The sequence below is a fragment of the Paenibacillus sp. JNUCC-31 genome (assembly GCF_014844075.1).
Taxonomy (GTDB): domain Bacteria; phylum Bacillota; class Bacilli; order Paenibacillales; family Paenibacillaceae; genus Paenibacillus.
Window position 1 is genome coordinate 4190135 of record NZ_CP062165.1, and the last position, 16700, is coordinate 4206834.

Sequence of the window (16700 nt, forward strand, 5' to 3'; positions counted from 1 at the left end):
ATTTATGTAACCGAGTTTCATGTGATGAAACATGAGGAGGATAACATCCATGGAAGACCGCAAGTTAACCGTCCGGGCTGTAGAACGGGCGCTGGATATATTATTATGTTTTACAACCCGTAGTGATCTGGGACTCACGGAAATTGCCAGCCAGATCGGTCTGCACAAAAGTACAGTCCACCGTCTGATGGCAACTTTGGAGGAACGAGGATTCGTCATCCGTGATGCAGCAACCGAGAAGTATCGACTCGGCATACGTATATGGGAGCTGTCTGCACATATGTCTCGAAGCGATGATCCAGCCATTCTGCTCCTTCCTGCGATGGAGCGGCTAAGAGATCGGCTGGGCGAAACGGTGAGTTTGTATTTGCGTGATGGCAGTGAGCGGATTCGGATTCAAGCCGTGCAGAGTGATCAAGCGATTCGCCGTGTGGCTCCGGTGGGAGTGAGGCTGCCGCTATCCGTGGGAGCGTCCAGCAAAGTGCTGATGGCTTTTGCGACCGAAGAGGACCGTGAAGATCTGATGAATGGGCCGGAATGGCCTGTATTTATCGATCCCAAAGTGTATCTTGCACAGATGGGTGACATTCGTGAACATGGATACGCAACGAGTTATGAGGAACGTGAGCCGGGAGCAGCAGCCGTATCTGTCCCTATTATGGACCGCAGAGGTAATATCGCTGCCGCCTTGTCGTTATCCGGCCCAGTTAGCCGCCTGTCCCAGAAGACCTTGCACGAATATGCACCTGTGTTGAAGGAAGCTGCCACACAGATGGGACTTATGCTGTCCTGATTTCAGATTTCTGGAATATAAAGGTTGTCTTTTTTATTTCGATACGCTACTCTGTAATGGACGGCCTCACAGGCCAGCATAACTGAATATGGATCTGCAGCGTATATGCTGCAACTTGTTAACGTTACTGGGGGAGTCCGAATTGTCCGGACTGAGACGGAATCGCATGAGATTCCGGACCCTTTGCACCTGATCTGGATCATACCAGCGTAGGGAAGTAATCGGCGATACGACCACGAACACCACATATGTGACTTATGGATGGACTCCGCTCTGGAGCCTGAATGAGTTGCATGAGTGGTGATGGACATAGGCCGGTTCCCTTGGGAACCGGCTTTTTTATATACCGTATACAGGCGGAAGACGATACCAGAGCTGCTTTTTGGACAAGTGCCAAGAGTGGTTGGCGAGCGTTGGGGAGGAAGTTTTTTTTGCCCCGAATGTCTGTATTACTTGGAATGTGATGTCCTTATCTTCTGGTGTATGACCGCTCTTTCTTTTTCTGTGTTGTGGATGATCCAGGACTGTGCGCAGAGCTATCAATCCAGTCGATTACCAATGAGGAGGAGACAAGAGCGATGAGTACAGAGAACAGAACGATGGGACAAGACGAGCAGGATCAGCCGTTGGAAAAGAGTACAGGTGCGGCCGGACGGGTTCAGCCCTTCCCGGGCAGCCGCAAAGTGTACATTCAGGGCTCACGACCGGACATTGCTGTACCGGAGCGTGAAATAGCCCTTCATGACACGAATACTCCCCAAGGGGTGGAGCATAACGAGCCGCTGCGTGTCTACGATACGAGCGGACCAATGACTGATCCCGGATTTCATGCCGATATCCGGGCAGGGTTGCCCGCGCTGCGTACCCGCTGGATTACGGAGCGTCAAGATGTTGAGGCCTACCAGGGACGAATGGTAAAACCGGAGGATAACGGATTGAAACCGGGCGGGAAGCGAGCTGGAGCCGAGGAGTATCCGGGCTTGCGTGGTAAACCGCTGCGGGGACAGGCTGGGCGCTGCGTGACCCAGATGCATTATGCAAGGCAGGGAATGATCACCCCTGAGATGGAGTTCGCCGCCATTCGTGAAGGGGTGGAGCCGGAGTTTGTGCGGCAGGAGCTGGCGAGTGGCAGGGCCATCCTGCCGTCGAACATCAATCATCCGGAGAGTGAGCCGATGCTGATCGGGCGTCATTTTCACGTGAAGATCAACGCTAACATCGGAAATTCTGCTGTATCCTCCTCCATCGAGGAAGAGGTGGAGAAGATGACATGGGCCGTGCGCTGGGGCTCGGACACGGTGATGGACCTGTCCACAGGTCGAGACATTCACACTACCCGGGAATGGATCATCCGCAATTCACCTGTGCCGATTGGCACGGTGCCGCTCTATCAAGCGCTGGAGAAGGTCAATGGCGAAGCTGAAGCACTGACCTGGGAGTTGTATCGAGACACGCTCATCGAGCAGGCAGAGCAGGGCGTGGACTATTTTACGATTCATGCCGGCGTGCTGCTGCGATATATTCCAATGACCGCCAAACGGATGACCGGCATTGTGTCACGGGGTGGGTCCATTATGGCAGCATGGTGCCTTGCGCATCATCAGGAGAATTTTTTGTATACCCACTTTGAAGAAATCTGTGAAATTATGAAAAGGTATGACGTGGCGTTCTCTCTAGGGGACGGACTGCGCCCGGGAAGCATCTACGATGCCAATGATGAAGCCCAGATGGCTGAACTGGCTACGCTTGGTGAACTCACGCAGGTTGCCTGGAAGCATGATGTGCAGGTGATGATCGAAGGTCCGGGACATGTGCCGATGCACAAGATTAAGGAGAATGTCGATCTGCAAATGGAGATCTGCAAGGAGGCGCCGTTCTATACGCTGGGACCGCTGACGACCGATATTGCACCAGGATATGACCACATTACCTCAGCGATTGGTGCAGCGATGATCGGCTGGTTCGGCACATCGATGCTCTGTTATGTTACGCCAAAAGAACATCTGGGCCTGCCCAACAAGGATGATGTACGGGAAGGGGTTATTGCCTACAAGATCGCTGCTCATGCCGCCGATCTCGCGAAAGGCCACCCGCGTGCCCAGCGTCGGGACGATGCGCTGTCCAAGGCACGGTTTGAGTTCCGCTGGCGGGATCAGTTCAACCTGTCACTGGACCCGGAACGAGCGCTGTCCTATCATGATGAGACGCTGCCAGCCGAAGGGGCCAAGGAAGCCCATTTCTGCTCCATGTGCGGGCCAAAATTTTGCAGCATGCGTATAACGCAAGATATTCGTGCCTTTGCCGTGGACAAGGGACTGTCCGAGAATGAGGCCGTGGTTGCGGGCATGCAGGAAAAGGCAGAGGAATACCGGACACGCTCCTAGGCGTCGTTACAACGCAATCTGGACAGCCTGACATAGTGAAAAGCCGTTCCTCTCCGTGATCGCGGAGAAGAGCGGCTTTAACTTGGGTACGTGGTGCGCACACTTACTCTTAAAGAACAAGAAGTGCGACTCAATATATGTTTATCAGTTATAGGTTGATTGTCTAACAGATGCATAATAATATGAATATAAGTAAAAACAAATAAGAGTAGTCAGGCCAATGGCTACTCCTGCACAGCATTTGCGATGGGTATTCCTCCAATTACAGCATCTTAAGACGAAGTGACCCGTCAGGCCCTCAACCTGTGGCGGGTCACTTCTTTTTTACGGTCTATGTATGTCAGGAGTGCAATAATTAACATTGCGAACAGGCAGCCCCTAACGAACCGAGCACACGCTATTTGCCGTAATTTCAACAGATCTGCGATTTAACGAGTCACAGAAACGTTATTTCTTGAGATGCACGTCCTGCTGTACTGAAATCGCATGTCTGGACCCCATTAAGGTGGCTCAGGTTCGTTAAACTTAGCAGATCACGATAATTCTGCTAATAAGACGGGCTGGTTTCGTTAGAGTTTTTGCTCCAATCTAGAGCAAGAGAACTTCTGGAACAAGTTCTTCAGATGAGATGTCGCATCACTGACTGATCTTTGGCGTGGCGTTACCGATATAAGCAGTCTGGAAAATCAGTTTTTATATCGACGCACCGCTCATACGCACTTACCGCTCAACATTAACGCCGAATTATGTTCAAATTCTTCTCCAAATACGCCGCAAGCGAAGTCAATGGACTATAGATCAACATGCCTGCGTCTGCGGTGACACGCGCCGCTGCGGGAGCCATGGACAGTTGAGCAGCGATTACCCTTTTAGTAGGGAACTGCTCAGCAATTTGCTGTAATCCAGCACTCACCGCCGCTAGATAGCCTTCCTTATCGCCTCGCATAATTAACTCAAATGTCCCTGGGATCAGCACCGCTTCAGTCCCCATGGTCACGGCCTCGTGCAGCTGCTCATGTTCATCATTTTGCTGCAATGCCTGATTCACCCGCGCCATCGTTCCTTCAATCGTTGCAGGGTTGGTAAACGCCAATATGAATCTCCCCGGTACCCGTTTCATTTCCTGAAGTAATGGATCATCAATGCCAACCACGAGGACGGGAACATGCTGTGCCTCCTGCCCAAGTACGGCCGCAAACAGGGTGCAAGTGACGAGGATGGCGTCGGCATGACAGTGTGCGATCCATTGCAGCGTCTGTGATACTTTCTCATGTGTAACTGCCTCAGTGAAATCAGCGTCATGTTTGAGGCGATCCAGACCCGGATCGACATAGTGTACGAGTTCAACCTCATAAGGAGCGAGTGCCTCTTCAATCAGAGCAATGTTGGAATAATGAGCGTGAAAACAGGCGATGGTCATCATCGTATTTTCCCCCTGAAATGGATTATGTTGTCTCAATAAGTGCCGCAAATATTTAACCCATTATAGAGGTTTATAGAGATGTGACAATAGACTGTACATATGTACAATGCAGATGTAACAGCAATTAAACTGAAAACGCGAATAACCGTTCATCCGCAACTTCGCAGAAGAACGGTGAATATACAGGAAGCGAGTATGAATTCGCTCCTCATTTCATTTATCGCAGTGAAGGGGAAGCATTCTTTTTAGCCATTTTTTGCTGCAGAATTTCATGAAAGGATAGACCTTGAGTGTTCTCATTCTCCTTTTTGGGAGCAGTGGTCGCCGTGTTGCGCGGATACTGGTGGTGGTACGGGATCATTTGCTGAATAGGCATGCGGATCATCTTGGTTCCTCCTTTAATGCATTCTCGAATATGCATATGTGATTTTTGATAGATTATGTATTCTGGCGAGTTATCGTCCCTTTTACGCAAATAGGTATATGTGACTTGTTAGACGAAACAGGCAACTTAAGGTGTAATTCCAATTGGATTGTAGTGATTTTACCCCGTATTGGTGAGATGTAAACGTTTTTGGGGAAATTCAGGAGGAAAGGACTGCATATGTGAGGTTTCTTATGGGAGGATAGAAGCGGTTGTTAAGTGAATAGACCCAGTTTTGATAATGCCAATGGTGTCGAAATTAAGACCTATTGTCTGGCTGCATAGGTACGACGCAAGCTAACTAACTTGGTACCATGGTCGGTTGTCGGGTGCATAATTAGGGCAATTTTCGAAGGGGAGATCACGTAGTATGGCAAAAAGCCGCCAGGAAAACCTGACAGCCTAACAACATTTTGCATAAATCCAGTGAACGGTATTCAATTGCTGAAATATAGATTGAAACGGTCCAATTGGAATGAAGAAATGAACATAATCACTTTTTTCTTATTGTTCTTGCCGAACAGCAATATACAGATCTACTTGTACGTTCTCAGGATCGAGACTCCGCTCATCATACAATTCGAAATCGCCGGTAAACGTGCGCTCCCCCTGATTGTTCCAGGCCCAGACCGCACCCCAGGCTTCACCTACAACTTCGGCCATCGGTCCCTTTCTGGAGGTGAACACTGCATACGTCGCAGGCGGCAGCTCAACGGAATTCACTCCCTCAGGCAATGTTTCTTCCGGATCTACCTCATGCCCCACCAATATGGTGTATTCTCCATTTATACCATCCGTATAGTCTGCGTAACAGCCATAACGGGCCGCTTCAGGGGCTGGCTGATGATCTGAAGCGAAGTAGCTGTTCCAGAGTCCCTGAATACAGCCTTTACCACTCATCTCAATGGCATTGGTTGTTCTCGCGGACACACCTGCAAGGCGTTTCCCTGGCAGTGTGACATACCTCACTGGTTGGGCAGATAGAGTGTTATCGCCATCTAGCCGACCGGGATGAGCAGGCTCATTTGAATTTTCTGCCGAAAATGCATTCTGTTCAGAGGCAGACGTATTCCATCTTTTCAAAAAAGGGAGTTGGTTGCGCAGCATTGACCTTGCGGATTCCTCGTCCATACCTTCCTGGTCCAGAATGGCGGTGCACATTTCAATCATGCCCTCCAGCGTAATATCGGGCTGCTCGAACTTGCCCTCTTTGTAACAATAGATACAGTATTCGCGGGTTGCATTACCATCCGCTTCTGTTCCGAATTGGGCGGGGGTAGTAAGCGGCATTCCGCAGCTTTGGCATACGGTGACGTTCATCATCAATTCCTCCTCGTTATGTACAGCTTGGATATAGTAAAAGTATAACGGGAGGAACTGGACATCTGTCTGTCAGGTTAGGGGAGGAACTTTATAATTTTGCACAATCTGTTCAGCGATTCTACGAATCTCCTCTCGAATATGCAGAGGCTCCAGTACTTCGACATCTGCACCAAATCCAAGAATGAACCCATACAGCCAGTTGTCCTCCGGAAATGCGACCTGGCTGATATAATATCCCTCACCATCTGAAACGACGTTTTCTATGCCAAACCATTCCTCTGCGATGTGGCGGATACGGGCATGGAATCTCAGGCTCAGGGCCACCTTATTACACGGAGTAGCCCAATCCTGCTGCCAAGGCTTGTCCTGCAGGTTAATCGGCTTGCGTTCGAAGCTCCCTTGTGCAAGGGTAACGTCTCGCATACGGACCAGCTTGAACATGCGGAACTCGTTGCGGTCGTGACAGAACGCATAGAGGTACCAGGAATGTTTTTTGAGCACAAGGGTATGCGGATCGGTCGTTCGATGGGTCTGGGTACCCTCGGCACTGCAATAGGTAAATGTGATAGGCCGCAGTTGATCCATGCCCTGCTCAATGAGCTGAAGCTTGATTTGCAGCGCTTCGGGATGCGTCCACATCGAATAATCCACAATGAAGCGGCTGGTATTGGCCTGAAAATCCTCATTCTTGGCTTCAGGCACGATACTGCTGAGTTTCTCCATCAACAAGTCCCGTGCCACATTCGTATGGGAAGTGGAGACACTGCGTAACGCAGTGACAATAGAGGCCAGATCCTTGTCGGTCAGTACATTCCGGTCAAGCCGGTAGCCTTCTGCAAGGCCAATACCGCCGCTTGCACCCTGATAGGTGACGACAGGAATACCCGCCTGACCCAGTGTGTCTATATCCCGGTAGATGGTGCGGATGGATACTTCAAACGTGTCCGCCAAATCCTTGGCTTGTACCCGACCACGATTGATCAGCAGCACGACGATAGCTAATAAACGGTCCAGTTTCATATATTGGATTCCTTTCAATCATTTATAAGTTGGATTCAGATATGTTATATTGTTGAGCATCACATATAGGAGTGGAATAAGCAATGAAGCGTATTACGATTTTGATCGCAGATGATGAAATTGAGATCGCAGATCTGGTTGCGTTGCACTTGCAAAAAGAAGGATATCACATCATTAAGGCATTCGATGGGAAAGCGGCGGTCCAAGCTGTGCAGACACAAGCGATAGATTTAGCCATTTTGGATATCATGATGCCTGGTATGGATGGTTATGAGGTCACCCGTAAAATTCGGGAGCACTACCACTTGCCTATCATTTTTCTGAGTGCCAAAACTTCCGATATGGATAAGATCACCGGACTCGTGATGGGTGCGGATGATTATATGACCAAGCCATTCAACCCGATGGAACTGGTTGCCCGGGTGAATTCCCAGCTGCGCCGTTCACTTCAATTCAGCCAGTCTGCACCGGTCCAACGCTCTATTCTGGAAAAAGGCGGGCTTATTATCTCTCCAGATCAGCATAGTGTCACCCTGTACAGCAAACCAGTAGAGTTAACACCGAAGGAGTTCGACATCCTGTATCTGCTCGCGAGCCATCCCAAACAGGTGTTCAGTGCGGAGAGCATCTTTGAACAGGTATGGGGAGAGGCTTATTACGAGAGCGGTAATACCGTTATGGTTCATATTCGGACCCTGCGCAAGAAGCTGGGGGAAGATGTGGACAAGAACAAGTTTATCAAAACGATCTGGGGTGTGGGGTACACGTTCAATGAATAAACGCAGAAGTTTCCGAACGACCATGATTCTGTTGCTTGGTTTAAGCATGCTGGCGTCTGGCGCGATTACCTTTGGTGTATATAAGCTGATGCAATACTATTACATGGGTGTTCGCGCAGAAGATCCGCTCGCAGAGTATCGCCATTTTATGAGAAGTATAGGGGATATCTACTTTTTCCTCATCTTGTTCATTCCGCTTGCCATCCTATTTTTCTTCTGGTTTACCAAGCCTTATGTCACTTATTTCAAAGACATTTCTACGGGGATTCGGCATCTCGCCAGTGGGGACTTCCAGCACCGCGTGCAGATTTCGACGAAGGATGAGCTGGGCGCTATTGCGGAGGATATAAATCTGGCGAGTCAGAAACTGAGGGAAGCAGTAGAACGAGGAGATTTTGCCGAGAACAGCAAGGACCAGCTGGTAGTAAACCTGGCGCATGATCTGCGAACCCCGTTAACTTCCGTATTGGGTTATCTGGATCTGCTAGTGAAAGATGATCAACTAACGGAGGAGCAGGTTAGGCACTTCACATCCATTGCGTTTACCAAATCCCAGCGTTTGGAGAAACTGATTGATGATTTGTTTGAAATTACCAGAATGAACTATGGCATGTTGCCGATTGAGAAAAAGAGACTTGATCTTAGTGAACTGCTGAGGCAGATGAACGAAGAGCTGTACCCCGTTTTTGAAAAAAATCGCCTGGTCACCCGTCTTCATATCGATTCCGAACTAACCATTTCCGGGGATGGAGAGCTGCTTGCGCGCGTGTTTGAGAACCTGTTAATCAATGCAGCCCGTCACGGCAAGGACGGTCTCTATGTAGATATCCATGGTCATCGTGATGCAGGACAGGTTATCATTCAGGTCATGAACTATGGCGGACATATTCATCCAGAGGATCTGCCCCATATCTTCGATATGTACTATACCGGGGATCGTGCCCGGACACCTCAGGAGGGTGGAACAGGTCTGGGCCTGTTTATCGCCAAAAATATCGTGGAGCAGCATGATGGGTCTATCTCGGCCCAAAGTGATGTGGTACGGACCGTATTTGAAGTTCGTTTGCCTACATTAGAATGAAGTAACAGGCTATATAAATTGAACTAAACATTTACACGAGAACGGAGAGGACAGAAATAACCTGAAGAAGCGGAGCTAAAAGCTTTCTGAAGGAAAGCTGCATCGGAAGCATACACTGCGCCTTTATCCCCGGATTTTCTCCTTTGAATAAGGGAACCCAAAAAAATCTGGGGATAACCGTGATCGGAAGGTTGTTCTGTCATCGGAGTGGTAAGTGTAAATATTATTTAGTTCAATTTATATAATTTAAGAAAAACTTTAGAAATGCCCTGCTTTTTTTTAACTAGTTTTCTCTATCCTTGATCATACGAGGTAAAGGAGGAACATGGAATGAAAAAGTGGGGATTTCTGATATGTATCATTGTATTGGGATATTTTCTGATCAAGTCACCTGCATGGCTTCAACAGCCAAAAGAAGCGAATGTGGAAATTCAGAATACGGTTGAAATTCCAGCGGGGTACACCGAAACAATCAGCGTGGATATGAAGAATGAAGTACATAAAGGGAATCTTTTACTGGTCAATTCGGAATATCCTGTACATGCGGATGGTATTAGAACCGACATTGTCAATTTGGCTGAACAACAAGAGCTGGTCCGTGGATATGGCTTACTGGATCAAAATATCATGTTGTCACGGTATGTAGCACAAGCGTTCCAGAAGATGATTGAAGCTGCTGGGGAAGAAGAAGTACGATATTTTATCATTAGCAGTGGCTATCGGGATTTTAAGAAACAGGAGCAGCTTTATGAGGAAAAGGGATCGGATTATGCGCTTCCTGCGGGTCACAGTGAACATAATCTGGGCTTGTCCATGGATATAGGCTCCACTCTGGCTGCCATGAGTGAGGCACCAGAAGGAGCTTGGTTAGAGAAAAATGCATGGAAATACGGTTTTGTTTTGCGTTATCCAAAGGATAAAGTGGACATCACCGGAATTCAATACGAACCATGGCATTTCCGGTATGTAGGACTGCCGCATAGTGCCATCATGTACCATAATAATCTGGTGTTGGAGCAGTACCTGGAATTGCTGCAGCAGAAAAAGAGCATTTCCGCTGAAGTTGAAGGCGAGCACTATCTTGTACGATATTATGAAGCATCCAAAGATAAGACCATCAACATACCTGAGCACGGTCAATATGAGATATCGGGAGACAACATGAAGGGAGTAATCGTGACAGTGGAGGAGTAAACAACAAGAAATACACGGAGGTTCATTATGAAACCTAAGGGGTTAAATATTAAGATCGTTTGGGTGGCCGCATTAATTATATATCTATATCTGTTAACCAAACTGATCCTGTTCAAGTGGCATACGATGGATTGGGACTTCGTTTGGATTCAACTTATGACGATCGCGCAACAGCCGGAATTGATTCATACGCGAACCGTTAACCTGACGCCATTTCAGGAAATTTTAAGAGACTGGCATAGCCTGACTTTGCATCGTCCGGGTACTACGATCCATTTGCTCGGCAATGTCATGGCTTTTATCCCACTGGGCATCTTCATTCCTGTACTTATGGGGAACAAGCTGTTGTCTGGGGCAAAAGTACTTGTACTTTCCTTGCTTTTGAGTTTTGCTTTTGAAGTAACACAGCTATTGACGGGCATGGGCATATTCGATGTGGATGATCTGATGCTGAACACCTTTGGTGGCATGATTGGGTATGTTCTGTATACGATGCTTATCGGCATCAAGCGGTTGATTGTGGGTGGAACCACTCCTGCCGCGAAAAAAGAGTATAATTCTAACCAGAGTCGCGTGTAAGGAGGGGAGCATTTGATTTTATTGGCTGCTTTAATGATTGGCACAGGTATTGTGTTTATCGTTCGTCCGCGCTACGTTACTCATTCTTCTTCGAAGGATGGAATCAACAACAATCAAATCACCGCCAGATGGATTGGGTACTCATTAATCATAATGTCCTGTCTGTTTCTGGTCATGGCCGCACTTCAAACACTGGATCAAGCTTCACATTACATTGGACATTAAAGGGAAGTTGGCATCAAACATCATTAAGCATGCCCATATTCATTCTATTAAAAAAGCTCCTCGTCACGTGCAGAACGCACGTGACGAAGAGCTTTTCTGTATAACTTAATTGCATTAAATATAAAGGCAATTAAGATTTTTTCATCATTTGACGCAATACGGTTTGCAGGATACCACCGTTATGGTAGTAGTCTACGTCAACCATGCTGTCCAGACGAGCGATAACAGGGAAGTCGAACTTGGTACCATCCTCACGAGTTACGGTAACCGTCAGCTCTTGACCCGGTTTCACATCATTGCTCAGACCTGTGATGTCGTACGTTTCACGTCCGTTCAGACCGAGGCTGGACCAGCCATGACCTTCCTGGAATTGCAATGGCATTACGCCCATGCCTACCAGGTTACTGCGGTGAATACGCTCGAAGCTTTCTGCGATAACGGCTTTGACGCCAAGCAGGAATGTTCCTTTTGCCGCCCAGTCACGTGAGCTTCCTGTACCATACTCTTTACCAGCGATAACGATCAGGTTCTGTCCTTCATCCTGATACTTCATGGAAGCATCGTAGATGGACATTTCTTCGTCCGTTGGCAGGTATTTCGTAATACCACCTTCGGTACCTGGAGCCACTTGGTTACGAATACGAATGTTGGCAAACGTACCGCGCATCATGACTTCATGGTTACCACGACGGGAGCCGTAAGAGTTGAAGTCTTTGCGTTCTACGCCATGTTCTTTCAGGTACAGTCCAGCCGGACTGGATGGTGCGATATTACCCGCTGGCGAGATGTGATCCGTTGTTACGGAATCAGCAAGCAATGCCATGACACGTGCGGAACGAATATCTGCAATATCCGTCAACTTGTCGCCAAGCTCCTGGAAGAATGGTGGATTCTGAATGTACGTGGAGTTTGGATCCCATTCATACAATTCGCCTTCCGGTACAGGAATCGTATTCCAACGTTCGTTAGCTGTAAATACGTTCTCGTATTTGTTGCGGAACATTTGGGCGTTCAGGGAGCTTGCAATGGTATCCTTGATTTCCTCGGAGCTAGGCCAGAGGTCTTTCAGGAATACAGGCTCGTTGTTGGTATCATAACCAATTGGATCGGTTGCAAAATCAATATTAACGGTACCCGCCAGAGCATACGCCACAACGAGTGGCGGAGATGCCAGGTAGTTGGCTTTGACCTGTGCATGCACACGGCCTTCAAAGTTACGGTTACCGGACAATACAGCCGCTACCGTCATGTCGTTCTCGGCGATTGCTTCGCTTACTTCGTCTGGCAGTGGGCCAGAGTTACCGATGCAAGTTGCGCAACCATAGCCGGCAACGTTGAATCCGAGTTTGTCGAGGTATTCGATCAGACCTGCTTTTTCGAGATATTCGGTAACCACGAGGGAACCTGGAGTCAAGCTGCTTTTCACGTAACCAGGCTTAGTCAGACCACGTTCAACGGCTTTTTTCGCAAGCAGACCCGCTCCGACCATAACGCTAGGGTTAGATGTGTTAGTGCAGCTTGTGATTGCCGCGATAACGACAGCACCAGCAGTCAGTTCGCTAGTGGAACCGTCCGGGTGTTTCACAGGCACTTTCTCAGCGATTTTCTCGTCGCTCAGTCCATAACCGCCTTTGTCGATTGGCGTACGGATGATGCTGTTGAAGCTTTCTTTCATTTGAGTCAGTTCGATGCGATCCTGTGGACGCTTAGGTCCTGCGAGACTTGGTACTACGGAAGCCAGGTCCAGTTCAATCACATCTGTAAATTCAGGATCAACCGTGCTGGAAGTCCGGAACATGCCTTGAGCCTTGTAATAAGCTTCAACCAGATCCACTTGTTCGTCGGTACGGCCCGTATTACGCATATAGTTCAGTGTTTCGCTATCAACAGGGAAAAAGCCGATGGTTGCGCCGTATTCCGGTGCCATGTTGGCAACTGTTGCACGGTCAGCCAGACTGATGTTGGCAAGGCCTGGTCCGTAGAACTCGACGAATTTACCAACAACGCCTTTTTTACGCAGCATTTGCGTCACTGTGAGTGCCAGATCCGTTGCGGTTGCACCTTCGCTCAGGCTTCCTGTCAATTTGAAACCGATAACGTCAGGTGTTACAAAATAAAGCGGTTGGCCCAGCATGCCTGCTTCAGCCTCGATCCCGCCAACACCCCAGCCAACAACGCCGAGTCCGTTGATCATGGTGGTGTGGGAGTCTGTACCTACGAGGGAATCCGGGAATACAACGGTCTCGCCATCAATCGTTTTGGTGGCAGCCACGGAAGCCAGATACTCCAGGTTAACCTGGTGAACGATCCCTGTGGATGGTGGAACGGCACGGAAGTTGTTGAATGCCGTTTGCGCCCAGCGCAGGAAGCGATAACGCTCTTCGTTACGCTCGAATTCAACCTTGATGTTGTAGTCCAGTGCGTCATTGGTTCCGAATGCATCGACCATGACGGAGTGGTCAATTACGAGATCAACCGGTACAAGCGGATTGATCTGTTTTGGATCGCCGCCTGCTTTTTTTACCGTATCGCGCATTGCTGCAAGGTCAACGACAACGGGTACACCGGTGAAATCCTGCAGAACGATACGAGCAGGAATGAATGGAATTTCCTTGTTATTGTCACGGCCTTCTGCCCAGCCGGTCAGTTGTTTCACATGTTCTTCAGTAATGGCACGTCCGTCGAATTGACGAACTGCTGCTTCGAGCAGCACTTTAATGGAGAAAGGAAGCTTGGAAAGGTCGCCGTAGCCGCCTTCCTGAAGAGCATCGAGACTGTAGTAGCGGTAAGACTTGCCTCCGACCTCAAGACTGCGGGCGGCGGAAAAATGATTCTTGGCTGACATACATGTACCTCCTTAAAATGTGTCGGTGAGATGAAGAAAACGTTCATTTAGGTGAAGAACAGGCCTTCATCGTTCCGTGTCCCTGTTTGTGAGTTTCATTAGGTGAAACGTAATTTCATAATTGTAACTTTAGTATTAAGTATACCGTTTTCAACATCGTACGTAAAGGGCTTTTTGCCTTCCCAGTCAAGCCATTGGAACTATGAATGCGTTTTCCCGAAGAGATGAAGGACATGACCCCTTCCGTTCGCATTATACCCTTTTGTAAGGCCTCAAACTCAACCGGACACATACAACCGAAAATTCCCTCATATAAGTAGAAAGAGTATTCATGTAATGGATTATTCCAGACAGAACGGATGCCAAAGGGGGACACAGGCTTGGAACGCGAATGGAAGAGTGCCTTATATACCTACGTGAACCAGTATAACCGCTGTGAGATCGATTACCGTCCACAGACGAGTGAACGGATCGTCACCGATCCGGAATTTGTGCTGGAACGGGGAGAACGGATGGCCAGACTGGACCAATGGTACCGTAAGCGGCGGGCCGTTCCTCTTCGCAGCGAGACCAGTGCCAAGCTTGTGCGGACACTTATGGATGGGGCGGATGAATCGGTGGTGGATGTGCAATTGTACAGCAGGCTGTTCTATGAGAAGAGCGGCCTGACCCATCGGGAGGACCGGATTGAGCGGGAACGTCTGACCTTTCTTAGGCAAGGTGGAGTCTGGACCATTGCACGTGTGGAACGTGAAGTGCCGGAGCGTCGTCCGGTAGGGGAAGGACGTCCTTTTCAACAAGCGGATTTTGTACAGGCGATGAATCGGCCGCTCCTTAACCGGGAAGTACTGGGACAGGGCAGAAGATCAAGACAGCAAAGTTATCGCAGGGATCTGGCTGTCGCCTACGCAGATCGGTGGTGGAATGCGGGAAACCCGGCATTTGAGGAATTCGAGGTAGACTGCACCAATTATGTGTCCCAATGTATCTTTGCAGGGGGAGCACCCATCCACTATACTGGTAAAAGAGAAGCAGGCTGGTGGTATAAAGGGTATGTAAATGGCTCGGAAATGTGGAGTTACAGCTGGGCAGTGTCCAATAGTCTGGAGCGTTATTTATCCGGCAGCAGTTGGGGCTTATCTGCCACAGAAGTGGATCGTCCCGAGCAATTGATGCTCGGAGATGTAATTTTCTACGACTGGGACGGCGATGGCAGGTTTCAGCATAGTACCGTTGTGACCGCCTTTGATGCGGGGGGCATGCCGCTTGTGAATGCACATACGGTCAGCAGCCGCCACCGTTTTTGGGATTACCGGGATTCTTACGCTTGGAACGAGCGGACGGTGTACCGGCTTTTTCACATTGCAGATGAGTTTTGAGAGCCAAAGATTTTACGGGATTCGGTGACGTGGGCATCCGCTTCCGTGTAAAATAAGTCTAGATAGCAGAATAAAAGTGGTGCTGAGCATGCAGAGATGACAGCATCATGCACAGATAATCGGAGGTTACGCATGAGTATGGATAAATTAAAAGTAGGCGTCGTTTACGGCGGCAAGTCAGGCGAGCATGAGGTATCGCTGCAAACGGCGTTTGCTGTAACAAATGCATTTGATTATGAAAAGTATGAACTGGTTCCTTTTTTCATCTCCAAGCAGGGTACGTGGAAAAAAGGATCCGTAATGCATGCGCCATTCGCGCAGATTGAAGATTTGAAGCTGGAGCAGGCGTCGGGTGGAACCCAGGAAGCGCTGAACGCGCTGTTTGGCCGTTTATATGGCGGAGAAGAGGCGATGGACGTGATGTTCCCGCTGCTGCACGGTACGTTTGGTGAGGATGGTACCATTCAGGGCATGTTCGAGATGGCGGATATGCCTTATGTTGGGGCAGGTGTACTGGCTTCGGCAGGCGGCATGGACAAAGTGGTCATGAAAAAGCTGTTCGCACAGGCCGGAATCGACCAATGTGCCTTTACCTATTTTAACGCAACACAGTGGAAGCAGTCCGAATATGAAATGATTGTACAGGTGGAGGATGAACTTGGTTATCCTTGTTTCATTAAGCCGGCCAATCTTGGCTCCAGCGTAGGGATCTCGAAAGCGCGCAATCGGGATGAGCTGAAGACGGCAGTGGAGTTCGCACTTCGTTATGATACGAAGGTTGTCATTGAGGAGTTTGTAGAAGCGCGTGAAGTTGAAGTCAGTGTGCTTGGCAATGACGAACCGATGGCATCCGTACCAGGAGAAATCGTATCTTCCGGTGAATATTATGACTATGCAGCCAAATATATTGATGGGCAGTCACAGATGCTGATTCCTGCTCCGCTCGACCCGGAAGCCGCAGATCGCATCCGTGAGGCCGCATTGCAGGCATTTCGCGCGATTGAAGGCAATGGTATCTCCCGTGCAGACTTTTTCATTCGCAAATCGGATGGGGCATTGCTTATTAATGAAGTAAACACCATGCCAGGTTTCACTCCATACAGCATGTATCCGCTCTTGTGGCGTGAGACAGGTGTATCGTATGCCGAACTGCTGGATCGCATGATTGAGCTGGCCTTGGAACGCTACAACCGCAAGCAGGCGCTGAACTATGAGAACGGCGTACAGGCATAGCCTGAGGACGATAATACA

At 48.9% G+C, this 16700-nt stretch carries 14 protein-coding genes and 1 riboswitch; of the genes, 9 read left to right on the top strand and 5 right to left on the bottom strand.

Annotated features, from left to right (window positions below):
- Positions 1-49: 49 nt before the first annotated feature.
- Both JNUCC31_RS18280 and thiC read left to right on the top strand, forming a co-directional pair.
- Entirely contained in the window at positions 50-793 is a 744-nt protein-coding gene (locus JNUCC31_RS18280; RefSeq protein ID WP_192263105.1) for an IclR family transcriptional regulator, read from the top strand.
- A 119-nt stretch (positions 794-912) separates the two neighbouring features.
- Positions 913-1026: riboswitch (TPP riboswitch) on the top strand.
- Positions 1027-1392: 366 nt separating this feature from the next.
- The gene (gene thiC, locus JNUCC31_RS18285; RefSeq protein ID WP_228469748.1) at positions 1393-3177 is read left to right on the top strand and encodes a phosphomethylpyrimidine synthase ThiC; all 1785 of its coding nucleotides are present in this window, start codon (positions 1393-1395) and stop codon (positions 3175-3177) included.
- Positions 3178-3910: 733 nt separating this feature from the next.
- Here thiC and JNUCC31_RS18290 read toward each other — a convergent pair.
- From JNUCC31_RS18290 to JNUCC31_RS18305, 4 genes are all read right to left on the bottom strand, one after another.
- Positions 3911-4600, bottom strand: a complete 690-nt coding sequence (locus JNUCC31_RS18290; protein WP_192263107.1) for a hypothetical protein — start codon at positions 4598-4600, stop codon at positions 3911-3913.
- Positions 4601-4817: 217 nt separating this feature from the next.
- Positions 4818-4985, bottom strand: coding sequence for a hypothetical protein (locus JNUCC31_RS18295; protein WP_017690769.1), 168 nt, complete (start codon positions 4983-4985; stop codon positions 4818-4820).
- 543 nt (positions 4986-5528) lie between these two features.
- On the bottom strand, positions 5529-6347 hold the full coding sequence (locus JNUCC31_RS18300) for a zinc ribbon domain-containing protein (RefSeq protein WP_192263109.1): 819 nt from the start codon (positions 6345-6347) through the stop codon (positions 5529-5531).
- A gap of 69 nt (positions 6348-6416) precedes the next feature.
- Positions 6417-7367: a helix-turn-helix transcriptional regulator gene (locus tag JNUCC31_RS18305; protein WP_192263111.1), complete on the bottom strand. Its 951-nt coding sequence runs from the start codon at positions 7365-7367 to the stop codon at positions 6417-6419.
- Between the two features lie 83 nt (positions 7368-7450).
- Between JNUCC31_RS18305 and JNUCC31_RS18310 the strand changes: the two genes are divergently transcribed.
- From JNUCC31_RS18310 to JNUCC31_RS18330, 5 genes are all read left to right on the top strand, one after another.
- Positions 7451-8146 (top strand): response regulator transcription factor, encoded by a 696-nt coding sequence (locus tag JNUCC31_RS18310; RefSeq protein ID WP_192263113.1) that lies wholly within the window; start codon positions 7451-7453, stop codon positions 8144-8146.
- Positions 8139-9227 (top strand): HAMP domain-containing sensor histidine kinase, encoded by a 1089-nt coding sequence (locus tag JNUCC31_RS18315; protein WP_192263115.1) that lies wholly within the window; start codon positions 8139-8141, stop codon positions 9225-9227. Before JNUCC31_RS18310 ends, JNUCC31_RS18315 begins: the two co-directional genes overlap by 8 nt.
- Positions 9228-9557: 330 nt before the next feature.
- Entirely contained in the window at positions 9558-10421 is an 864-nt protein-coding gene (locus JNUCC31_RS18320) for a M15 family metallopeptidase (protein ID WP_192263117.1), read from the top strand.
- Positions 10422-10448: 27 nt separating this feature from the next.
- Positions 10449-11000, top strand: coding sequence for a VanZ family protein (locus JNUCC31_RS18325; RefSeq protein ID WP_192263119.1), 552 nt, complete (start codon positions 10449-10451; stop codon positions 10998-11000).
- Between the two features lie 12 nt (positions 11001-11012).
- Positions 11013-11225, top strand: coding sequence for a hypothetical protein (locus tag JNUCC31_RS18330; RefSeq protein WP_192263121.1), 213 nt, complete (start codon positions 11013-11015; stop codon positions 11223-11225).
- Positions 11226-11355: 130 nt separating this feature from the next.
- Here JNUCC31_RS18330 and acnA read toward each other — a convergent pair whose 3' ends face one another.
- Entirely contained in the window at positions 11356-14070 is a 2715-nt protein-coding gene (acnA, locus tag JNUCC31_RS18335; RefSeq protein WP_192263123.1) for an aconitate hydratase AcnA, read from the bottom strand.
- 359 nt (positions 14071-14429) lie between these two features.
- Between acnA and JNUCC31_RS18340 the strand changes: the two genes are divergently transcribed.
- Both JNUCC31_RS18340 and JNUCC31_RS18345 read left to right on the top strand, forming a co-directional pair.
- Positions 14430-15449 (top strand): amidase domain-containing protein, encoded by a 1020-nt coding sequence (locus tag JNUCC31_RS18340; RefSeq protein WP_192263125.1) that lies wholly within the window; start codon positions 14430-14432, stop codon positions 15447-15449.
- A 132-nt stretch (positions 15450-15581) separates the two neighbouring features.
- On the top strand, positions 15582-16682 hold the full coding sequence (locus tag JNUCC31_RS18345; RefSeq protein ID WP_192263127.1) for a D-alanine--D-alanine ligase: 1101 nt from the start codon (positions 15582-15584) through the stop codon (positions 16680-16682).
- Positions 16683-16700: the final 18 nt, after the last annotated feature.